Here is a 21,831-nt window from a genome sequence, read left to right on the forward strand (position 1 = left end):
GCCTATGAGAGAGCTTCTGGAGCGGTATGCAGCTGATTATGCGGCTGCCGAGCAAATGCTCAGCGGTCATGGAGACGACCAGAGCATCATTCATTATCCGACCGTATTTTTGTATATTGGCGACGAGGCGGGGCAAGCCATTGAGCCGATGATTCAGATGAATGCGGCGAAATGGGAAAATAGCGCTGGCGTGATTTATTTTCACGCCGCGTCCACTTCAAGGAGCGGCGGCTCAGCCAGCGGAAGTGGCGGGCAGGCGCCAGCCGCCGGAGCAGCAGGCGCTTCTGCTGGAAGCTACGCAGGCGGCAAAGCAGCATATGCCGGCGGAAACGGACGGCAGGCGGCGAGCGCCGCCAATGCCGCCAAGGTGACTGAGGTCGTGCTGGACGGCTTGTCGTCGTTTGGCAGCGACCATAAGGCGGGGCGCAAGGAGCTATGGGAAGCCTTCCGCGGCAATGCCGGCTATTTGGCTGACCTGAACCGCGCGCTTCGCGGCGTCAGCGATACAATTGCCGATTATGGCAGGCTGTATGCTTCCTTCGATCGGCTGCATTTGGCGGTTATCACGCGTGCCGATGACCCGATGAATGCGCTGGTGCCGGATATTTCCCTGCTGGCACAGGCGATTTTTCAGCAATCGTTCAAATCCGTGCAGATGGATCTTTATACGCTAATCAGCGAGCGTGAGCAAATGGATACCTTCGCTCACGCCAGCGCTATTGGCGTGAGCTTTCTGCGCGAGCTGGAAGGGATGCAGCGGCCGGACTATACGTTCTCGGCGCTGCTTGAGGTGACGGGCGACGGGCTGGCGATTCCGGTCGTTCACCCGCCGTCGCCGCTGTTCGATCTCGTCTACGTGCTGTCGGATCGCAATGAGAAGGGCATGACCGCCGTTAACGGCATTCGTGACAACTATGATATCATTTGCCACATTCAGCTGCTCAAAAACCGCAAGCGCAAGGATGCGCAGGCAGATGAAGCCTACGGCGGCTACAATAACTCGACGTTTAAGAACAGCCTGCGTACGGAGTCAGGCAGGCAGGGCTTCGTCTCAGCGGGGCTATCCAAGGTGAAGCGCCCGAATTATTCGATTGCGCTGACGGTGCTGTATCATCTGCACATGCAGCTATCCGAGCTGCTGGCGAAGGAGCCTGAGCTCAGCATGCGGGAGAAGCTTGCCTGCTTTGGCCTCGATCCGGCCTCGGTCGATGCGATGCTGACGCAGCTGCTGCCAAGCGAGGAGCAGCTTGCCGACATGACGGGACTGCTAACCTCTGGCGTCCGATATGAGCAGTTGAAGCCATTATCGCTGAGAGACGCTGAGGAGGCGCTGTTCGGGGATGGGGCAGCTGTCTTTTTCCATAATCATTTTGCCCGCACGGCGCAGCAGCGGCTGTCCGAATTTGGAGCGGCGCCGGAAATGCGGCGTGCGGTTGCCAAGTTCGAGCGGGAGCGTGCGGACATTAGCTTCTACCAGCTATGTGCTTGGACGGAGCCAAGCGGCGACGATGGCAGTGTGCTCGCAGGCGTCCGCAGCCGCATTAAAGAGCTGGCGATTGCGGTGGAGCAGGCGCGCGAGGAGTTGGAGCGCACGCAGTCGGGACGCGCGGAAGATGTCCGCATTCAGCGGCTGCCTTTTATGGATAAGCAAAATTTGCGTTCGTTTATCCGTGCTTTTTTTGGGCTGGTGTATGGCCAGAAATGGGAGCTGCTCCGGCTGGAGCTGGAGCTTTCCCTGTATCGCCGCTTGGCGGATGAGCTGGAGCAGCTTCATGAACTGTATCGCCTGCGCGTCAAGCAAATGGCGGATATGGCGGATGTCATGAAGCTGACGGCGCTGCAAAGCATCAAGACCGCTGACGATTACATCGGGCAAAATATTTTTGAATATTACGCTCGGGTAACGGCAGATATTGTGCTGGATGTGCAGGATAAGCGGGGAGCGGGCATCTGGTTTGATGAGCGTTATCTCGGTTCGGCGGCGGAGCTGCTGGAGCAGGGCAATGAGGCCTACGTAAATAAGCTGGCCCAGTTATGCTTGAAGCATGTGCTGACGGCGGAGCCATTCGCCCAGACGTTCGAGGAGGAGCTGCTTCGCAGGGCGAATGTGACGATCGACTACACGAACCGCCAGGCGCTGGCGAAAGAGGATTTGTTCAAGCGCCTCTACCGGACGCTGGAGGAGAACGCGTCGATCAACGTTCGGCTGCTGGACTACACGCATGAGCATCGCTACGAGGAAAAATATATGTTCGGCGACGCGGACAGCGAGTTTGTGCAGTATGCGCTTGGCGTCGACGAAACGTCGCGGATCTACAAGCTTGGCTGCATTCACGAGAAGCGCAGCAGCGGTGTGGAGAAGCTGAACCTGATGGGCGGCTTCCATCTTGAAGACCTGCTGTATTATCGCAACGGCAAGGTGTATTACGAGACATATAGAGAGAACGGCTATGCGTTCCACGGCGTGGACCCGGCGGGCTTGCCGGAGCTGCGTTAGACCGGGGCGCAGGGAATAAGCCGAATGAATGTAAGAGAGGATGCTATACACATGCAGCGAAAAATAAACCTGCTACTATTGTTGTTTAGCTTAATAGGGGGATTCATCGGCTACGCCATCGGAGAACTGATGCTGGCGCAGTGGACGGGCGATATGCCGCGTTCGGTTCTCATGGGCTTGTATTTCGGCGTACTCGCATTATTTATCGGGCTCGGCTGCTTTGTTGCAGAGCTCGTCAATCCACATTTGAACGGCTCATCCTGGCGCCAGCGCTACACAGGGCTTTCGTGGAAGCTGTTCGTGCCAGCGACGCTTGTGCTGCTTTTTGCAGCGGGCTGGGGACTGCAGTTTTTTTACGGACTCAATATTGGTGGCTTAAAGCAGGTGAAGGATATTGTCCTTGTCATCGACAACTCCGGCAGCATGGCGGAGACGGACCCGGACAATCAGCGTTATGTGGCGGCGAAGCAGCTTATTGACCAGATGGACAATGACAAACGCGTCGCGATTGTGGGCTTCAGCGATTTGGCGGAGCAGGTGCTGCCGTTTACGAGCGTAGACTCGGCTGCCAATAAGGCAGCAATCAACGCGGCGATTGACTCGTTTGTGCCGACGGATGGCGGAACGAATTTCAGCGTCGCGCTGGAGGAATCGTTGAAGACGATTGAGGCGAAGGCGGACAGCAAGCGCGGAACGATGGTGATTTTGCTGTCGGATGGCTTCAGTGAATCCGATGTGGCTCCGCAGCTGGCGCTCTACAAGGAGCAGCAGATTGCGATTAATTCCGTCGGCCTCAGCCTCGTGGATTCGAGAGGGGCGGACCTGCTGCGCAACATTGCCGAGTCGACAGGCGGCGCTTATTACGATGTGCAGAAGGCGACAGAGGTATCTACAGCGTTCCAGACGATCTACGATACGATCGATGATCGCACGCTCGTCACCGAGCGCACGGGACCGATGGCCGATGCAACGTTTTACAAAATCGTTCGCGTCATCTCGATGCTGCTGATCGGCGGTGTGCTGGGCGTAGCGATCGGGCTGTTCTTCGACAATCGCTATTTGGCGCGCAGCTTCGGCATTGGCGGTGCAGTTGGCGGCTTGCTGGCGGGCCTCGTGCTGGAAGCGTGGCTGTCTGGCCATTTACTCAGTGATTCGTTCACCCGCTTCATGGCGATTGCGCTGCTTGCAATTATGATCTCCTTATTCACCTTGATCGTGCCGATTAGAGAAAACAGCCGGCCGGTGAACGACAGGCGCCGCGGGGCTCCAGTCCCGAGAGAGCGCGGAGCATCGAGCGGCGACGGAACCTCGAAGGATAGCCGGAATCATGGATTTTAGAAGTCAGCTAGGGGGCGATTGACAGATGCGATTTGTGGAGGCAGAGGGCGATTCGCCGCGCATCAACGGCTTATCCCATACGCTGAATGGCGACCGCTGCACGCTGCAATGGCTGTGGCCGAGCGGCGTCGAGGCGGTTTATATCGGCAAGGCGGAGGCCGAGCAGGCGGCATTCAGAGGAACGCCGGAGCTTGCATCATTAAAGCTATATACTAGGGCCGAATACAAGGCGAACAACGGCTATCATATGAGGCTGGAAGGCATCGGGCGCTACCGCTTCACCGTCTACATTTATGAAGAGGGAGCGGAGGATGGCAAAGTCATCTGGCTGCAAAGCGATGGCCGCAACGAGCTGGATGTGAGCGCCGGCAGAGCGAAAATCCGCTATTCCGTCAAGCAGAAGACCGGCTTTCTTCAGCGCTATAAGACGGTTTCCATTCAGGTGACGGCGGAGGTGCCGATTGCCAAGGATGTATTGTGTTATGTGAAAAAGGCGGGGGGCTATCCAGCGAGCAAGGACGATGGCATGATGTATCCATTTGCCGCCGCTTTCGCCTCCGGGCGGAATGTGCTTCCGCCAATCGAGGTCGGCAAGCAGGACTTCGTCCGTGTATTTTTCACCGATGGCCCGCGTTTCGCACAGCTGTACGAACTGGTGCCGGAATGACAGCAGGAAGGGGAGATAAGGCATGGGCTTTTTTGACTTTTTAAAAAGAAAACCGCAAGCAGAGCTGCTTCAAGGCTCTTATGATATTGTATGCCCATTTTGCTTCAGCAAGTTTGCACCGGAAGATGTCGTATTTCGTGCCACGCACAGCCGCGAGGACGATGAGGATTATGCGCTGGGCGAGGACGAGCAGCTGAACCGTTATAGAGAGCGCTTCGGGCTCGATTCTGTCCACGATATTGAGGCTGTTATTCATCCCGAGGATGTGCCGGAGGAGAAGCATCTCTATGCAGGCGAAGTGCTGATCGGCTTGAACGACCGCTACGGCGAGCTGACGCGCAGAAGGCTGTGTCCGAAATGCCATAATGAGCTGCCGGTGACGTCGGGCAAGGTGCCGAGCAATATTATTTCGATTATTGGCGCTTCACAGGTCGGCAAATCGGTGTATATGACAGCGCTCATACATACGCTGCAAAATACGACCGCCGATCATTTTAACGCGGCGTGCATGCCGCTTACGGCGGAGATCAGCCGCAAGTTCCGCACGAACTATGAGGAACCGCTATTTGGTCGCGGCGATCTGCTGGCTTCTACGCAGAAGGAAAAAATGCAGGAGCCGTTTATTTTTCAATTCGTCTTCCGTGACGAGTCCAAGCCGCCGCTGACGCTGGTGTTTTTCGATGTGGCGGGCGAGGGCATGGTCGAGGAGGATTATTTGGGGCTGCATGGGCAGCACATTAAAAACTCCTCCGGCATTTTGTTCATGGTCGATCCGCTGCAAATCCGCTCTATCCGCGAGAAGCTGCGCATTAACCACGGCGACAAGCCGGGCGAGTGGGCTCCGCAATATGATGAGCCAAGGGACGTCGTGCTGACGATGTTCAAGGATTTTATCGCGTATCAGGACAACAGCAAGACGGATATTCCAACCGCCGTCGTCTTGACGAAGAGCGACATGCTGCACGCGCTCAAGGATGAGGAAGGCGAATATATTAAGTCGAACAGCAACATTTTTCACAATATGGTGCATCGCAATTATTTCAACTTAACCGAGTTTGAGAACATTGATGGCGAAATGCGGCGCTTTATCGAGAAGGTTGACCGCCCGTTTAAAGGGACGATGGACGTTTACTTTAAGGATACAGCCTATTATGCGGTATCGGCGCTCGGCAGCAATCCGGTCAATCAGAAGATGGAGACGGTTGTCAGCCCGATCCGCGTTGATGAGCCATTTATATGGCTGCTGTATAAGCTGGGTTATATAGAGGGGAGAAGAGAATAGTGAAGCATTCTACCTCTACTATTGGCCAGCAGTTGTATACGCGGGAACGCCGCGGCATTTTTCGGGCGACGGAAGGTTATGACACGGTAGCCAAGTCCGAAGGGCTGGATCAGCAGTTTGTGAAAAAGCAGCTGCATCCGCTTTGCGTCTATGACGCTCCAGCTGAGCTGGCCGCAAGCGGCGAGAAGGATGGCGCCGCTTATCCAGAAACAGCGTATGTGCTGCGGCTGGAGAGCGGCGAGGCGGTTGTCGGCCGCAGCATCTATCAAGCCGTTGACTTTACGGGGCTGCGCAGCGCCTTCTTCACGCACAACTACGTCATTCCTGCCGCGATTGCGGATGCTGATCCAGATAGCTATAAAGCTTTCCTCGGCGCTGCCTTCGTGGACAGCTACGATATTGAGCAGGGCATGGAGCTGCCCGATTTGGCGGCACTGCCGCTAGCGGCGGGCGGCGCTTGGGCGCCTCGCGAGGCTGGAGCCGCTAGCTCTGCTGCCGGCGGTGCTGGACTTGCGGGCGTTGCCAATCAGCGGGCGGCGCTCGCTGCGCTGAACATTAGCGAGCAGCGCTTCAAGCAGCTGCTGTTTGCCGTTATGGCAGCCGTTGGCGGACGCAAGAAGGTATATGTGGCGCTGAATGTGCCTGTCCAGCAGCTGTCGGAGCAAGCGAAGACGCTGCTGGCGGTGCTGTATGCGAGCTTGCCTTATGCATTCCGCAAGCAGTTGGGCTTCATGACGTTTTCCAAAGAACCGCAAAGCCGCAAAGGGATTCAGCTCACCTTCGTTGAGAAGGGGAGCCTGCGGGCGGGCGACCGCAATACGGATAAGGACTACACCTTTGATTTTGTTAATGATCGTTTCCTAAATGTCGATTTGGATAAGGGAGAGCACCCTTATTTGGATTTTGCTTGGAGCGTTATGGACGAGCCGGACCGTGCCGAGCGTTTCTATCAGTTCGCTGAGGAGATGCTTAGCGGCATGGGGCAGGAGCGGCTAATGGCACTCGGTTCTTACCATGAGCTAAGCGTTATGTTCCAAGTTGAGGAAGGCAGCGACGAGCTGTATGAAATGCACAAAAGCGCCGTGCTGCGCGGGATGCTGGAGTATTTACAGCCGACAGGAGCGCTTACGCAGCGCATGCGGATGAATGATTTATTTTTGTCCCGCTTCGATTATGAGTTTGATGCGGTGCGTGACGGCCGTGTGCCTGAGCCGTTCATTGCGGAGAGCTTTAAGGATTATTACCACATCGACAGCAAATATAATGGAGGCAAAATCGTCGATTTCTTCATCCGCTCCTTGCTCGCTGCACAGCAGCAGGGCCAAGCGGAAGCGATGGCTGCCTACTATGGAGCCTTGGAGGCCGAGCCGCTGCTGCTGAAGGACTTTGTCAGCAAAATGCTGGCGAACGGAGCACTGCTCGAACGGCTGCTGCTCCCGTTTCTGGACGGCAAGCTGCGGGATACAAGATCGGCGAAGGATATTATTATTTTCATGGGCAAATGGGGCAAAGAATTCCCAGCCATTCTCGATAATGATGTCGTTCACAAGCTCTTCAGGCAGCAGCTTAAGGATAAGCTGATAGATGAGGCGCAGCCTGTGCAGGTGTTCCAGCAAGTGCATGAGCAGCTCGACAAGCTGAGCTCTTCCGCTTTCGACAGCGACGAGGGCCGTGTGAAGACGAACCATTTGACAGCGGGAATCGGCGTCCGGCTGTTTGAGCTGGAGCTTGTCGCATACCGGACGCTGCTGACGGAGCTTGATTTGGACCGGCTGTCGCAGCGTGAGCTGCTCAAAGGCAGCTTTTTGGAGAAGGCGGATCGGCTAGAGCAGTGGAACGCTCAATTGACTGATCCTAGGCAGAAGTCGACGGCGCTTATTATTAAAGCGGCTTACGATTGGTTCTTCAAACCGCTGCCGAAGGCAAGCCTGTTCGCAAAGCTGTCCCCGGTCGAAATCGACCGCGTTCAGCAGCTTGGACGGCGCTGGATGCTGACGGTCGATTCGGAAATGAAAGCCGAGCGGTTTGAGCAGCTCGTGCTGGCCTTCTATCGCAGCTCGGACATGGAGACGATTGATTATGCAGGGCTGCTGGATACGCTTCGCAAGAGCGCGGGGGAAAAAGAGCTCGTTTATCAATTTTTCGCATGGTCGGAGCGCCATGAGGATTTTATGCGGCCGCGAGGCTTCGTGCCTGCGTATGCAACCGCCATTACGAATTATTTCAGGCAGCATGATCGCGATGCTTTCAAGAGCCGGGCGAATCGGAATCAGTATTTTTCCAAGGCGGGCCCAAGGCTGCAAGCTGTCTACAAGCAGGTGAGAGGGGATCTGTCTTCGCCTCTGGCGAAGCTGTTTCGGCAAAATCGCAAACCGTTCCTCTTCTCCATAATTATTGCCTTCGCCATTCTAATGGTAGGCATTGGCGGCTTGCTTGCGCTTGGTGGCGGGGATAAGCCTGAGGAAGGGGCCAATCTTCCAGGTGCGACGGATGGGCCAGGCTTGACCACTCCAGGAGTGGCGATTCCGGATACACTCGTGTATGCGGCAAAGCAGGAAGGTGTTGACGGCAAGCAAACGACGACACTCGTATTCCGCTTCACGGTTGCTGCGATATGCAGCGCTTTTTCACCAGAGACGGTGGCTGTTGTGGCAGCAGATAGAGAAACCAAGGAATACAGCGGCCTCACGTTCATTCCTAGCTGCACGACGGCTCCTGTGGCAACTCCGGGAGCAGGTACGGATGAAAGCGATGCTTCCGCGAGCCCAGGCGATAGCCCATCGCCCACTCCTACAGCAACCAGCGATGCAGCGTCAGGCAATACGGGCAATGTAGAAAATGCAGCCGCTGGGACGGTGGATGCGGATGCGGCATCTGCAAGTCCTGGCGACGCATCGCCATCGCCGGATGCAAGTGCTGGCGCCAGCGACAATGCAGCCGCCAGCGGCGGAAGCAGTGCAAGCCCCGATGGAGCAGCAACTAGCGAGCCAGGATCTGCTGGCAGCGTAGCGCAGCCCAACCCGAGCGATTATCCGAACCGCGTCGTTATTGATTTAGGCGAGGATGTGGAGCTGCTTGCAGCGAGCAAGGTAAAGGTTGGTGCTGCTGAATATACGCTGACTGAGCCTTTAGCGGATGAAGCTGCGGACACAGGCGCTAATGGCAGTCCTAGCTCTAGCGCTGTCCCAAGCCCGACCAACTAGCCTTCATAAGCAGCATCGTCAAGTCGTTGGCCTATTTGTAATAGGCGGTTAACCTAGGCGAAGCTTGCTAGAACACAAACAGGTATCTTTCCTGCCATAGCGATGGCGAAAGATGCCTGTTTGCGTTACAGCAGTACAACGCTTGATTCAAGATTTTCGAGCTTCATCCGATATACTTCATAGGAATATGGAGAAAGGATGAAAAGATAGTGGGGAATTGGAAAAGAGACCGTATGATGGCTGTGCTCGTTGCCGTCCTATGCGTGTTGATGCTGACAGCTTGTGAGGACAGGTTTAAACAGCAGCAAATTGGAGAGTTTATGCTAACGGCCGATGCGGCGTATGAGCGAAAGGATTTTGAATCTGCTGAATTGGTCTATGGGAGAATTCTGAAGCTTGACCCGGAGCATGAGGAGACCAAGCGAAAAGTAAAAGAGATTGCAAGCATTATAGACCAGGCTAATGATTTGATCAGGCAGGGGGACAAGGTGCTTAAGGAGGGCGACCTTTCCGAGGCGCAGCGGCTTTTTTCGGAGGCAGAAGACATGCATCCTTATAATGAGGACGACGCGATGGAAAGAAACAAGGCCCAGTTTGAGATTGCAGCCATTCGTGCTCACATAGAGCGGCTTGCCGCATTGCGGGTCCAATTTCGGCAAATAGCCGCGGAGGTTAAGCGTAAGGACGACTTGTCCTCCAAAAAGCTGTCTGACGAGCTGCTTGCTTTGCTGCCGGAAGCGCAATTGCTATTAGCAACAGGCAGCGCGCCGAAAACCACAGAGGCACGCCAATATGTTGAGCCGCTGGCAGAGGAGAGAGATGCGATCATTGCCGAGCTGTCATTTTATGGCGTGCTGCCAGTTCTTGCAACGAATGAGGAAGAGTACGTGGAGAATATAAAGGAAATGCTGGCTTATTCGATCAAGAATGGAGTGTACTTAAAGGGAGAGGATCTTCCTCTTAGCGTCGATGCTATTTTGGATGGGATATTTCCCGAGCGCGCGAAAGAGAAATAGAAGCAGGCTTTTTATGAAAAAAACAGCCTGAATGAGCGACTTATCGGAAGCTTTGCAGGGCCCCTGTGTAGACAGGGGTCTTTTTTGATATATAAGAATTTATAAGTTTGAGCTTATAAATTGATTTATATTTCACCGCGAAACGAGCTTTTTCCGCCAGAGGACGGCGTCAGCCGTTTATTCTTGTGTTTTGAGTGGGAAATGCTAATATTTTTTCCTAAAGTTTGCGCCAGATCATGCCCAAGCGGCGAATTCTGAATTATAATGAAAGACAGGATAATTTTACATAAAAGCAAGAGATTTAAAACGATAAATGAGACAGAGATAGAAGCGGCTGCCCTTGCTCGCATAGTCAGTCATCCGGCCAGCTTTGAGAGGGGAAACACAATTGAAAATCAAGCTTAAGCATGTTATGGCTGTCCTGACGGCGCTAGCTTTGCTGTGTCTATATCGGGGGACGTTTTCACAGGCGGAATTTTATTTCCAGGACCATGTGATGCAGCGGGAAAGCCCGATTGATACACAAATCGTCATCGTAGCTGTCGACGATCAAAGCTTGGAGGATTTGGGCACCTGGCCGTGGAGCCGCAGTGCGCATGCGCAGCTGGTGGATACGCTAAGCGAGGGCAAGCCGGCAGTCATTGCATTTGATGTAACCTTTGCGACGAGCTCGGATGAGGAGTCGGACAGCGAGTTTGTCGATGCGGTTGCGAGAGCAGGCAATGTCGTTCTGCCTGTCTACGGTACCTTCTCCGACTCTGCGCGCTTAGGCGCGATTGAAGCGGAGGCGCTTTCCGAGCCGTTCGAAGGCTTGAAGGAGGCTGCCGCAGCGACTGGTCATATTAACACGATTACCGATTCTGATCGGGTCGTTCGCAAGGCGCTGTATTCTTTTAATAAAGACGGCCAGCAAATAGACAGTTTTTCATGGGAAATTTACAAGCTGTACATGCAGCGTTTAGGCAAGGAGGCAGATGCGTCCAAGCTGCCGCTCGACGGCTTTCAGCGTTTCCCTATCGCCTATACGGGCGGTCCCGATCAGTATGAGACGATTTCTTATTCGGCCGTGCTGAGCGGCGACGTTCCGGCGGACTATTTTACGGATAAAATCGTCTTAATCGGCCCATACGCTGTAGGGTTTAACGATGATTATTTGACGCCAATGAACGATAAGCAGGCGATGAACGGCGTTGAAATTCATGCCAATATCCTCGAGCAGCTCATGGAGCAGAATTTTAAGCGGGAGCTGGATTGGAAATGGAATGCGCTCGTGCTGCTCGCTGCCGTAGTGCTGGCCTATTATTTGTTCCGGAAGCTCAATATGCTGCTGTCTTTCCTGTCGGTTGCGGTGCTTATCGCCGTATTTATCGCAGGCGGACGTTATTTATATGGGCAAGGCATTTTGCTGTCGCTTGGTTATGTGGTGCCGCTGCTGGCAGCCAGCTGTCTAGCGGTCGTTATTTTCAACTATGTAAGCGAGCTGGTGGAGCGGCGGCGGGTGACGGATATTTTTGGCCGGTATGTGGCGCCGCAGGTCGTCAGCCAGATTTTGAAAAATGGCGAAGACGGCTTGAAGCTCGGCGGAAGCAGGCGCGTCCTGACGGTGCTGTTCGTCGATATTCGCGGCTTTACGCCGCTGTCGGAGAAGGCGGAGCCGGAGGAGATCGTCGAAATTTTGAATGAGTATTTGGATTTGACCGCCAGCTGCATCTTTGAGCAAGAGGGGACGTTGGACAAGTTTATTGGCGATGCAACGATGGCGATCTTCAACGCGCCGCTGCTGCTGGACGATCATCCGATGAAAGCGGTCCGCGCCGCATGGGCGATGAAGCAGGGCTCAGTGGAGCTTGAGAAGAAGCTTACCGAGCGCTTCGGCTTTGGCGTGAAATTCGGAATCGGCATCCATACGGGGCCTGCGGTTTTTGGCAACATCGGCTCCAAAACGCGGATGGACTACACGGCAATTGGCGATACGGTCAATACGGCTGCCAGGCTGGAGAGCCATGCAAAGCCAGGACAAATTGTGCTTAGCGAGTCGACGTATGAGGCGGTCAAGGATCGCATTTTGGCGGAATCGCTTGGAGAAATAAAGGTCAAGGGCAAGGAGCAGGGCATTCACATTTATGAATTGGAGGGATTAAAATGAGAAGCTTCAAATGGCTGCTTGTGTTATTAGTCGTGTGCTATGCGGCGCTGCCTACAGCTGCATGGGCGAAGGATACCGATAAAGTCGGCAAGCTGACGTCTGTTTCGGGTAAAGCCGAGGTGAAGAAGGGCGGCGGCACAAAAAGCTTCAGTGCGTTCAAGGGCATGGCGATTACGCAGGGAGATACGATTAAGACAGGAAGCAACGGCAAAGTCAGCATGGACCTCGACAGCGACAAGGAAGTGACGATTGGAGCGAACACGACGCTGCTGATCAGCCAGCTGGTCAAAAGCGCCAGCGCGCTTGGCGGCAAGACGAAGCTGACGCTCCAGAACGGTTCAGTCGTTATTCAGGTGAAAAAGAAGCTCACGGGCGATTCCCGCTTCGAAATCGAGACGCCAACAGCGACAATGGGCGTTATGGGTACTAAATTCGCTGTTTCATATGAACAGGATAACAGCTATGTCGGCGTGCTCGAAGGTGTCGTAAGCGTCACCGGAGAGGCTGGCGAGCGAATCGCGGCCCTTTTGGCAAATGAGCAAATCAAGCTGAATCAAGCAGGTGAAGGCTCGAAAGGAACGCTGGTGCTGAGCGATCTGCCGCTCGTCGCGCTGGAGAAGCTGCTGGAGGAGCTGGAGCAAGCGGCCGGCACCGAAGCGAATGCGGCGCTTAAGCAGCAAATAAGCGAGCTGGTGAAGCAAAAGCAAGCGGAGCAGGATAAGGCGGCAGAGGCGGAAGGGAAGCCTTTCAACAAGCCGACTATCGTGTATGTTCAGCCCGCTTCTAGCGTACCAGCGAGCAGTGGAGGAAGCAGTGGTTCTGGTTCGGGCGGAAGCACGCCAACGCCGACACCTGCCGTGACGCCAACACCAGTACCAACAGAAACGCCGACAGAAACAGCGCCACCAACACCGACGCCAGTCGTGTATGAAGGGGCGCCTGCGGCGGATACGGCCGCTTTTTACGGCAATCCATATTCTTATTTCATAAATAGCACGACAATCGTCGTTCCGTTCACGACGCTGCTTGCCTTCAACGAGCAGGAGGAAGATCCGGATCGGACGCTTTTGGACGGCGTTATTTTTGCGATTAATAATCCGGAATTTTTCTGGGAAGTAGAGAGCGCAACGCTAGAAGGCAAAAATTTGGTTATAAAATTAGCTAATGAGCTTCCGCTCAATTCCAGACTGTATATATCTGTACGCGGCGATTATTTGAAAAACGCTCAAACGGACGAAGTACAGGCGGACTTTACCGAGCTTGGCCGGGATGGCAATGATATTGATTTTAAACCAGCACTTAGCCAAACGGACCTTCGATATGTACAAAACTTGATTGTAACGCCTGTAATGGACGATATTCTCGTCTATCATCTTGGCTATAGCAATGCCAATTTGACGATGACTTTGGAGAACGAAGAAGGCCCGGTAGCTTTTGATTCCGAGGTGGCGTATTACACGCAAATGGGAGGGGAAAATCATTTCACCTTCACGTTTGAACCTGGGTGGCTAGAAACTTTGGATGCAGCAGCAGCGCCTTATACGTTGTCGGTTACGCTGGATTTGGACGGCACAGAGGTTGCTGATCTGACCATGAATATAACGGTGGAGGACTCGCGCGACCTGCCTTATTTTGACGAGGAGGCCTTCAATAGCGATCGAGACCTTTATATTAAAGATGACCATACGTTTGTTTTGCCCTTCACGACTGCGATTATTTACAATGAGCAGGCTTTTCCCGATCAGGGACTCGCAGAGCAAGTAGAGTTCTGGATTTATGACGAGCAAGGAGAATTAAGCAGGAAGCTTCCGCTTGAATATGTCGAAATATCGGGCTGGGAGCTGTCGATCCATTTGGCTGAAGGTGTCCCGCGAGGCACAGGAATTTTAATAACGATTGCCGGAAACAGCTTGAAAAATCCAGAAAAGGATAAAGCTCAGCCGGATAGGCTTCAAACGCCTGAGGGCACTTTATTTGCCGTATCTTACAGCCCGGGATACGTGAAGCATGTCAGAGGCAGCAGTATGCCTCAGCCCCCAGTTATTCGAATTAATACGTTGGGTGATGACTTAGGGGAGGTCCGCTTATATAGCAGCTCGGAGATTGGATCGAAAATCGTGGATGCAGCGGATTATACGATAGCGCAGGAGCCGGGCAGAGGCCCTACGATTACGCTCACAGAAGCTTTCTATAACCGTTTGGATGCAGGTAGTTATTTCGTTGAAGTCCTAATTATGCAAAATGGGCAAGAAGTCAGCTCAGCCCTCATTGAAATTTTGATTTTGCCGAAACCATTATAATGGACTTATAGGGAGAGAAAATCCAATGAACAAAAAAGGAATGCTGCTAGCCTTCAGCGCGCTGCTGGTCACATCGCTGCTGCCGCAAGGAGGAGCAGCTGCGGCCGCTGAGGCAGCAGCGGGTAGGCAAACAGGAGCCGCTGCCGAAGTCAGCATTTCCGCAGCGGCTGCTGCGGACACGGCAGCCGCTGCGGCTGTAACCTATGAGCTGCAAGGCTTAAAGCAGCCATGGGGCGTGACGGCGGCAGCGAGCGGGGGCGAGCTGCTCGTAGTGAGTGCGGGCAGCAATAACATCAGCCGCTGGAACGGCGCTGCGGGCAAGCTCAGTGCTGCCGCCGGCGGCGGAGCAGCGGGGTATGTGGATGGGGACGCGGCAAACGCTGCGTTCCGCACGCCTTCTTTTGCTGCCACGGATGCAAAAGGAAATGTGTACATTAGCGATACAGACAATCATGTTATTCGCAAATTTGCGGGTGGCAAGCTGACGACGCTGGCGGGCAACGGCGAAGCTGGCTATGCAGATGGCGAGCAGGGCACGGCGCGTTTTAACTCGCCTACGGGTATTGTGGTTGATGCCGCGGGCAACGTTTATGTGTCCGATACGCTTAATCATGTTATTCGGCGGATTACGCCGGAGGGCACTGTATCGACATTTGCTGGACAAGCACCGTCAGGAGAGACGGGTGATTACGTAGACGGGGCAGCAGCGAAGGCGCGTTTTAACGAGCCTGCTGGACTTGCTTTTGACGAAGCCGGACGTCTTTTTATCGCGGATAGTGGAAATCATGTAATTAGGGTAATAGATAAAGGAGAGGTTGCGACGCTTGCAGGCGAAAAGACGGCAGTCGATCCTTTAACCGGCTATCGCACGGGAGGCTATCAAAATGGGGCTGCTGCTGATGCGCGCTTCAATCGGCCGCGAGGGCTTGCATATGAGGGTGGCGTTCTGTTCGTAGCGGACAGCCTCAATCACCGGATTCGTGCCGTGATGGAGAATGGCCGAGTTGCAACGCTGGCTGGGAAAAGTGATGCTGGTGATCTGATCGGTCCAGCGGATCAGGCCCAATTCAATCAGCCCACGGGGCTTTTTTATCGCTCAGGAAAGCTGTATATTTCCGATCCCCCCAATGGCAATGTGAAGGCGCTGGCGGTTAATCCGGCTCAATTGCAGCCTGTTCGTAATGCGGAGGATCTACTCTCTGGCGTTGATTTGAAGCCTGCGGGAGCAGCGGTACAGCTTTGGCTGGATGGCAAGCAGCTGACCAGTGGTCCTGCGCCTTACACGAGCGGGAAAAAAGTGTATATTCCGGTGCGAAGCGTCTTTTTAGCATGGGGTGCTGGGCTGGACTGGCATGCTGCATCGAAAACCGCTGAGCTGTATAAAGGCGATTGGTCGCTGAGCCTTAAGCCAGATTCCGAGGGCAAAGTGGTTATAACGAAAGGCGTGCTTTATATCGAGGCCAGCCACTTGGAGAGCTTAACGCCATTCCTTGCCGTCTATGATACCGAATATCGTGCTGCTGTCATAGATAGCGGGCAATAATAGGACGGTTTTTATTTGGGAAGTTAAGCGTCGTATGATATGATTATAAGAAATGTGAAGCTACTTTTGGAGGGAACACTCATTACTAACGTCGTCCTTAATGATGCTATGACCATGCTGCAGCAAACAAGCCGGACTTTCTATATTCCTATCAGCCGTCTGGAGTCTGGTTTGAAGGAAGCTGTAGCAGCTGCATATCTGTGTATGCGGGCTATTGATGAAATAGAGGATCATAACGACATCTCAGACCAATTGAAAGTCAAGCTGCTCATCGGAATGGAAGAAGCTTTCCAGTCTCCTGATGTAACAGAAGCCACACAGAAGCTATTGTCTCCCTATGAGGATGTATTGCCGGCTGTATCTATGCGGGTAAATGAATGGGCGGAGCTATGTCCGTCGACTGTTGCCCGCACCATCTATCGTTATATTGCGATGATGTCGAAGCAAATGGCGGAATGGGTAGAGAAAGGCTGGCATATCCATACGGAGGAGGATCTCGACCGTTATACATACAGCGTAGCTGGGATGGTAGGCGAGATGCTGTCGGAAATCTGGTTATGGTTTGATGGAACGAAATCGGATACGGTGAAGGCAGTTGCTTTTGGCCGTGGGCTGCAAGCCGTCAATATTCTTCGCAACCGCGACGAGGATTTGGAGCGGGGCGTGGACTTTTATCCAGATGGCTGGGGGCCGAAGGAAATGCTGGCGTATACACGCCGCAATCTGAAGGTTGCGGATGCGTATATCGCAGAACTGAAGAAGGGTCCAGCCCTAAGCTTCTGCAAGATTCCGCTCACGCTGGCTCATGCAACCGTGAACCTTATTGCTGCTGGTGGCAACAAGCTGACGCGCGATGCGGTGCTCAAGTTGGTTAACCGATTGAACTAACTATCGCTTGCCAGGAAAAAAACAGCCCGCAAGGAGAAGGACTTTTGTGAAAAGTCTTCTGCTTGCGGGCTGTTTTTATATTCATTGTTTATGAGGAAAGTTGTTTTGTTGTTGGACTATGCATGTAGGTTCTCATTAAAATAAATACAACACTCAATATCAAAAATAAGAATCCACCTAATACAACGTATTGTGTACCCATTCCCGAAATAAATAATCCTCCTATAGACGTCCCGGCTGTTACCCCTAAGTTGCCAGCGGTTAAAAACAATCCATTTGAGAATTCAGGAGCTTCTGGAGCGGCAGACGTGATCCAATATTGGCTAATATTATTGCCTAAAGCTACTACTATTCCAAACACAAAAAGAGTGAAAGCCATAGGTACAGTGAACTGTCCCAATATCAGCAATAGGATGTAAACGGCTGCTAATACGAATGGAAAAGAGACTACAGATTTTAAGGCGTTTTTAGTAAGCAGCTTCCCTGCGACGATATTTCCTATTATACTTGCACCACCGAATATGAATAACATGAAACTGATCGTTTTCGCAGGTACATTCGTGATGTTCTCCAGGTACACCGCAAGGTAACTGCTAACACCATACATCGCTGCATTCATAAAAATAACCCCAACGATGGATAGCCAAATAATTGCTCTTTTTAATACACGTATTTGAGAGCCATAAGAGAGTTTTTCCTTAACGGGCATAGAGGGTACAAATAGAAATATAGCAATAAACGCTATCGCATTTACGATCGTAAAAAATAACATTGCCATCTCGAGTGATGTTGTACTTGCAATAAGACTAGAGATAGGCGCACCGAGTATTAGCCCTCCAGTTACTCCCATAAATATTTTGGCAGTAGCTTTTGGAGCTTCCTCCTTGCTAACGGAGGCAGCTGCTGCTGTCAAAGCTATTGTGACATAGACGGGATGTAAAAAGGCTGGAATGACACGCGCAATGATTAGAATGGCAAAGTTTGAAGCGAATATGGAGACCAGGTTACCCAAAACGAAGACACCTAGTACAAGCAGCATGGCCTTCTTGCGATTGATGCCCGAAAATAATAACGGCATAGTGGGTCCCGATATGGCAACAGCAAGGGCGAACAGACTGACTAGCAGCCCTGCTTTGGATACACTGACATGAAAGTGATCAGCAATTAGAGGCAATATCCCGACGATACCCATTTCCGTATTTAAGATGCCAAAAACACCTAGGGTCAATATAAATATAAAGAAACGATTTCTTTTATCCATCAAAAATTTTTCTCCTGCCTTTGTTCTTTATTTGCTAAACAAGGTCATAATAACGGTTAAAGTTGACTTTAAGTCAAGCAACATTTTTAACTGACAGCTGCGATACCAGACTAGATTGCGAAGCAAATCCCAACTTTATACTGAAAAAAGCCGTTTGCCCAACATAATTGGGCAAACGGCTTTTTTACAACCAAAATCGTATTAAGGAAGCTCATCATTAAGCTTCGAATGGCATGTTTTCTTCGTTGTATTTCTTTTCTATTTCATCGTAAAATCCTAGCTTCTCTTTTATTTTTATAAAAGCGTTATCCAAGTCTCGTTGTTTCTCCATCATTTTCTCTTTATGTTTTTCTAATATTTGTTTGCGCTCTGAGGCTGTGCTGTCTCCTGCTTTTGTTAATTCCACAATCGCACGCAATTCTGAAAGAGGAATATCCGTTTTTCGTAAACATACAATCAGATCCAACCATAATAAATCGTTGTCGTCAAAAATGCGATTTCCATGCTCGTCTCTTTTTATAAAAGGCAAAAGACCCTCTTGTTCATAATAGCGGAGTGTATGCGTAGGCAAGTTTACCTTTTCAGCTGCTTCTTTTATATAAAATGCCATTGTATCCTCCATCATTTTTACGGATAGTGGTGATCGATTTCATTCATTTTATTATAGACCTTAAAGTGCACTTTAATGCAACCCGTTTAGTTAACGAAAAATAATTTTCGGGAAAAACCCTTGCTTTAAAGTCAACTTTAAGGGTTAAGCTGGTCTTATGAATTTTAAAGGCATGAAAAATAAGTGGATGTGTAGGAAAGGATTGTGTGATCTCTTATGTGCAATATTGATAATAATAGGACTACGACACATGTTCTAAGTGTCTCAAATGCAAGGGCACCGTTTGAAAAGACTACTATTGAGCGTAGAGAATTACGGCCCCATGATATCCTGATAGATATTAAGTTTAGCGGCATTTGCCACTCTGATATTCATAGTGCATTCGGAGAATGGGGCGGTGGAATCTTCCCGATGGTTCCTGGTCACGAAATTGCCGGAGTCGTAGAAGCAGTAGGAACAGAAGTGACCAAATATGTCGTTGGTGACCGCGTAGGCGTTGGCTGCTTTGTTGACTCCTGCGGACAATGCGAATACTGCCTCAGTGGCGAGGAGCAATATTGTACGAAAGGTGTTGTCAACACCTATAATGGGCTAGACTACGATGGCAATCCAACATACGGTGGATATAGCCAAAAAATCGTTGTAACGGAAGGGTTCGTAGTCCGTATACCAGACAGTCTGGATATGAATGTGGCAAGCCCGCTATTATGTGCAGGCATTACTACATTTTCTCCCTTGAAGCACTGGAAAGCTGGCCCAGGCAAGAGGGTTGCTATTTTGGGAATGGGAGGTCTTGGTCACGTAGCGATCCAATTCGCTCATGCTATGGGTGCTGAAGTTACCGTATTGAGCCGCTCTAATCATAAGAAAGAGGAAGCATTGGCATTTGGCGCCGATCATTACTTTGCGACAAGTGACCCCGCTACATTTGCTCAATTAGCAGGCCGCTTTGATCTGATCTTAAACACCGTCTCGGCAAATCTGGATGTTGATGCGTATTTATCTCTGCTTCGCATTGATGGAACACTTGTAAATGTTGGTGCGCCGGCTGAGCCAGATCAGTATCAAGTGTTTTCATTAATTATGGGCCGTCGCAGCATTGCCGGTTCCCTCGTTGGCGGAATTCGTGAAACTCAGGAAATGCTCGATTTCGCAGCGGAACATGGCGTTGCTCCAATGATTGAAGTAATCCGTGCAGACCAAGTTGACGAAGCGTATGAACGTGTTCTCAAAAGTGATGTGCGTTATCGATTCGTTATTGATATCTCTACTTTGTAACTTGCAACTAATAAAAAGCCCTTATTTTGAACTGAAGTGCACCCCTTATAGTAGACATTGGAAAAACCCATATGGGAAACCGATGATACTTTAGGGGTGTATTTTTATGAGGAAAAGAGAGCAAACGAATAAATTGTATTCCAATGAAGTAAGGAAAGAAGCGGTACGTTTACACGAGGAGGATAAATGGACGTACAAGCAGATTACAGAAAAGTATGGAATACAAGATAAAGATAGAGTTCGTAAATGGGTGTATAAATTCAGGAAACAAGGCGAATACGGATTATTGGATAATAGAGGTCGCCGAGAAGAGTATATAGATAAGGATCGTTACAACCAACAACTTCAACGGGAGAATACGGTACTAAAAAAGTGCTTAGAAATCTGGAAACGGGAGGTGTAAAAGGCAAGTATGCAATTATCGAGGAGTTATCTGATCTTTACCCAGTGACTCTGCTATGTGAATTACTTGATGTATGGAGGAGCGCATACTATCGATATCTTAAGCGTAAGCAAGCAGACCCTGATGGCGTAATCAAGCAGCGGATAAAGGCAATTTATCTACAGCGTGAGCGAATTTACGGCTATAGGAGAATCCAAGGCGAGTTAGAACGTCAGTACAATGAAACGGTGAATCATAAGAAAGTATTGCGTCTGATGCAAGAAATGGGTATTAGATCAATTATTCGCGCTAAACGTCCCTACTTTAGTAATTATCAAGCCGCGCAATCAGATGGCCGAGTATCTCCAAACCTCTTGGATCGTGAATTCACTGCTACAAAACCAAACGATATTAGTTCAATTAGCGAGGCTCAACAACGTATTGAGGAGTTCATTCGATTTTACAATAATGAACGAATCCAAATTAGATTAAAACAACAGACGCCAAATGAGTATCGACTACAATTTACAGCATGAGTGCAAATGTTAGACTGGACTTCATTAAACTAACGGCAGGATAACGCAATAGTGTTGTGGAAATATTCAGCAACCAAACTATATTTGCTGAATCCTGTCTGATGAAATAAAAATAAGTGTAAGGAGTGGATTATGGAATACCTAGTGAGGGAAATTCACATAACCGATTATCAAGACATTTACTTGTTGAATAGAGATTTTAACTCCTATCTTTCATGCTTTACTGAAGAGAAAGTCAAAGAAAAAATTGAAATCATTACACGAGAGACAAAAGATAAGATTTTTGTTTTCGAACTACATGGCGAGATTGTTGGATATATCCATGGAAGTCGCTATGAGTTGCTATTTGCCGATCCTTTGATCAATGTTTTAGGCTTTGTAGTAAAAGAAGGCTACAGAAATCAGGGTATTGGTAGCAAGTTAATGGATTATTTAGAGCAATGGGCGCGGGATGAGGGTTATTCCGGCATCAAGTTGTTGTCTCATCCGAGTCGCGAGCAAGCACATAGACTTTACCAGAAAAGGGGTTACCAATTTACGAAGGATCAGAAAAATTTTATTAAGTCTTTGGATAGCATCGAATGAAAATTGAAGCATATTTCTATCTGGGAACTATAGCTTAATAATCACCAGGATGAGGCTGACGGAAAAAATAGGCAGTCTCGTTGAGCTAAAACCAGCTAATATCTTGTCAACATTTTTCTCTTAAATTTATTTGGCGTTGGCAGTATACTAAAAATAGGCGTACTAAAGAACCTTCTCTGCAGTTGCTGGAAGGTTTTTCGTTTGAATGATAAATCTGCTAATTATGCTAAGTCAACAAAGCTCTCTTGCTTCACTAATAATGCATAAATCCAGTGCAGGAGCTTGTTAACACACGCAAT

The 21,831-nt window shown here is 50.8% G+C and carries 16 protein-coding genes; 14 read left to right on the forward strand and 2 right to left on the reverse strand.

Annotated features, from left to right (window positions below; translation table 11 throughout):
• Positions 1 to 4: 4 nt before the first annotated feature.
• The 10 genes from AC50X8_RS26960 to AC50X8_RS27005 all read left to right on the forward strand — a co-directional run bounded on the left by AC50X8_RS26960 (position 5) and on the right by AC50X8_RS27005 (position 16,880).
• Complete coding sequence (locus AC50X8_RS26960) at positions 5 to 2,497, forward strand: hypothetical protein (protein ID WP_056032065.1); 2,493 nt, start codon at positions 5 to 7, stop codon at positions 2,495 to 2,497.
• Between the two features lie 51 nt (positions 2,498 to 2,548).
• Complete coding sequence (locus tag AC50X8_RS26965) at positions 2,549 to 3,835, forward strand: vWA domain-containing protein (RefSeq protein ID WP_494863728.1); 1,287 nt, start codon at positions 2,549 to 2,551, stop codon at positions 3,833 to 3,835.
• A gap of 25 nt (positions 3,836 to 3,860) precedes the next feature.
• Complete coding sequence (locus tag AC50X8_RS26970) at positions 3,861 to 4,502, forward strand: beta-mannanase (protein ID WP_494863730.1); 642 nt, start codon at positions 3,861 to 3,863, stop codon at positions 4,500 to 4,502.
• Between the two features lie 22 nt (positions 4,503 to 4,524).
• A complete protein-coding gene (locus AC50X8_RS26975; protein ID WP_099517533.1) occupies positions 4,525 to 5,784 on the forward strand; it encodes a TRAFAC clade GTPase domain-containing protein in 1,260 nt (419 codons plus the stop codon).
• Positions 5,784 to 8,987: a GAP1-N2 domain-containing protein gene (locus AC50X8_RS26980; protein ID WP_494882652.1), complete on the forward strand. Its 3,204-nt coding sequence runs from the start codon at positions 5,784 to 5,786 to the stop codon at positions 8,985 to 8,987. The genes AC50X8_RS26975 and AC50X8_RS26980 overlap by 1 nt, the downstream gene beginning before the upstream one ends.
• A 209-nt stretch (positions 8,988 to 9,196) precedes the next feature.
• Positions 9,197 to 10,003 (forward strand): hypothetical protein, encoded by an 807-nt coding sequence (locus tag AC50X8_RS26985; RefSeq protein ID WP_494882654.1) that lies wholly within the window; start codon positions 9,197 to 9,199, stop codon positions 10,001 to 10,003.
• A gap of 388 nt (positions 10,004 to 10,391) precedes the next feature.
• Positions 10,392 to 12,149 carry a CHASE2 domain-containing protein gene (locus AC50X8_RS26990; RefSeq protein ID WP_494882656.1) on the forward strand — a complete coding sequence of 586 codons (1,758 nt, stop codon included), beginning with the start codon at positions 10,392 to 10,394 and terminating at the stop codon, positions 12,147 to 12,149.
• On the forward strand, positions 12,146 to 14,449 hold the full coding sequence (locus AC50X8_RS26995) for a FecR family protein (protein WP_494882658.1): 2,304 nt from the start codon (positions 12,146 to 12,148) through the stop codon (positions 14,447 to 14,449). The genes AC50X8_RS26990 and AC50X8_RS26995 overlap by 4 nt, the downstream gene beginning before the upstream one ends.
• Before the next feature lie 25 nt (positions 14,450 to 14,474).
• The gene (locus AC50X8_RS27000) at positions 14,475 to 15,992 is read left to right on the forward strand and encodes a stalk domain-containing protein (RefSeq protein ID WP_494882660.1); all 1,518 of its coding nucleotides are present in this window, start codon (positions 14,475 to 14,477) and stop codon (positions 15,990 to 15,992) included.
• A 108-nt stretch (positions 15,993 to 16,100) separates the two neighbouring features.
• Positions 16,101 to 16,880: a squalene/phytoene synthase family protein gene (locus tag AC50X8_RS27005; RefSeq protein ID WP_056033021.1), complete on the forward strand. Its 780-nt coding sequence runs from the start codon at positions 16,101 to 16,103 to the stop codon at positions 16,878 to 16,880.
• Between the two features lie 88 nt (positions 16,881 to 16,968).
• On the opposite strand, the gene AC50X8_RS27010 is transcribed toward AC50X8_RS27005, so the two are convergent.
• Together AC50X8_RS27010 and AC50X8_RS27015 are read right to left on the reverse strand one after the other, a co-directional pair.
• Positions 16,969 to 18,141: an MFS transporter gene (locus AC50X8_RS27010; protein WP_494882662.1), complete on the reverse strand. Its 1,173-nt coding sequence runs from the start codon at positions 18,139 to 18,141 to the stop codon at positions 16,969 to 16,971.
• A gap of 217 nt (positions 18,142 to 18,358) precedes the next feature.
• The gene (locus tag AC50X8_RS27015) at positions 18,359 to 18,751 is read right to left on the reverse strand and encodes a MerR family transcriptional regulator (RefSeq protein WP_056032036.1); all 393 of its coding nucleotides are present in this window, start codon (positions 18,749 to 18,751) and stop codon (positions 18,359 to 18,361) included.
• A gap of 216 nt (positions 18,752 to 18,967) precedes the next feature.
• On the opposite strand from AC50X8_RS27015, the gene AC50X8_RS27020 reads away from it, so the two are divergent.
• From AC50X8_RS27020 to AC50X8_RS27035, 4 genes are all read left to right on the forward strand, one after another.
• A complete protein-coding gene (locus AC50X8_RS27020) occupies positions 18,968 to 20,029 on the forward strand; it encodes an NAD(P)-dependent alcohol dehydrogenase (RefSeq protein ID WP_494882664.1) in 1,062 nt (353 codons plus the stop codon).
• Positions 20,030 to 20,135: 106 nt separating this feature from the next.
• Positions 20,136 to 20,432, forward strand: a complete 297-nt coding sequence (locus AC50X8_RS27025) for a helix-turn-helix domain-containing protein (RefSeq protein WP_364142089.1) — start codon at positions 20,136 to 20,138, stop codon at positions 20,430 to 20,432.
• Positions 20,402 to 20,947: an IS3 family transposase gene (locus tag AC50X8_RS27030; protein ID WP_494863748.1), complete on the forward strand. Its 546-nt coding sequence runs from the start codon at positions 20,402 to 20,404 to the stop codon at positions 20,945 to 20,947. The genes AC50X8_RS27025 and AC50X8_RS27030 overlap by 31 nt, the downstream gene beginning before the upstream one ends.
• Positions 20,948 to 21,079: 132 nt before the next feature.
• Positions 21,080 to 21,532, forward strand: a complete 453-nt coding sequence (locus AC50X8_RS27035; protein ID WP_494863752.1) for a GNAT family N-acetyltransferase — start codon at positions 21,080 to 21,082, stop codon at positions 21,530 to 21,532.
• The last annotated feature ends 299 nt before the right edge of the window (positions 21,533 to 21,831 follow it).

Source organism: Paenibacillus sp. JT22N15, from assembly GCF_059383755.1.

Excerpts from the sequence above, each read along its gene's own strand:
- AC50X8_RS27025 (WP_364142089.1), top strand. The coding sequence starts at position 20,136 with ATGAGGAAAAGAGAGCAAACGAATAAATTGTATTCCAATGAAGTAAGG.
- AC50X8_RS27005 (WP_056033021.1), top strand. The coding sequence starts at position 16,101 with ATGACCATGCTGCAGCAAACAAGCCGGACTTTCTATATTCCTATCAGC.
- AC50X8_RS27020 (WP_494882664.1), top strand. The coding sequence starts at position 18,968 with ATGTGCAATATTGATAATAATAGGACTACGACACATGTTCTAAGTGTC.
- AC50X8_RS26995 (WP_494882658.1), top strand. The coding sequence starts at position 12,146 with ATGAGAAGCTTCAAATGGCTGCTTGTGTTATTAGTCGTGTGCTATGCG.
- AC50X8_RS27000 (WP_494882660.1), top strand. The coding sequence starts at position 14,475 with ATGAACAAAAAAGGAATGCTGCTAGCCTTCAGCGCGCTGCTGGTCACA.
- AC50X8_RS27035 (WP_494863752.1), top strand. The coding sequence starts at position 21,080 with ATGGAATACCTAGTGAGGGAAATTCACATAACCGATTATCAAGACATT.
- AC50X8_RS27015 (WP_056032036.1), bottom strand. The coding sequence starts at position 18,751 with ATGGCATTTTATATAAAAGAAGCAGCTGAAAAGGTAAACTTGCCTACG.
- AC50X8_RS26970 (WP_494863730.1), top strand. The coding sequence starts at position 3,861 with ATGCGATTTGTGGAGGCAGAGGGCGATTCGCCGCGCATCAACGGCTTA.
- AC50X8_RS26960 (WP_056032065.1), top strand. The coding sequence starts at position 5 with ATGAGAGAGCTTCTGGAGCGGTATGCAGCTGATTATGCGGCTGCCGAG.
- AC50X8_RS27010 (WP_494882662.1), bottom strand. The coding sequence starts at position 18,141 with ATGGATAAAAGAAATCGTTTCTTTATATTTATATTGACCCTAGGTGTT.
- AC50X8_RS26975 (WP_099517533.1), top strand. The coding sequence starts at position 4,525 with ATGGGCTTTTTTGACTTTTTAAAAAGAAAACCGCAAGCAGAGCTGCTT.
- AC50X8_RS26965 (WP_494863728.1), top strand. The coding sequence starts at position 2,549 with ATGCAGCGAAAAATAAACCTGCTACTATTGTTGTTTAGCTTAATAGGG.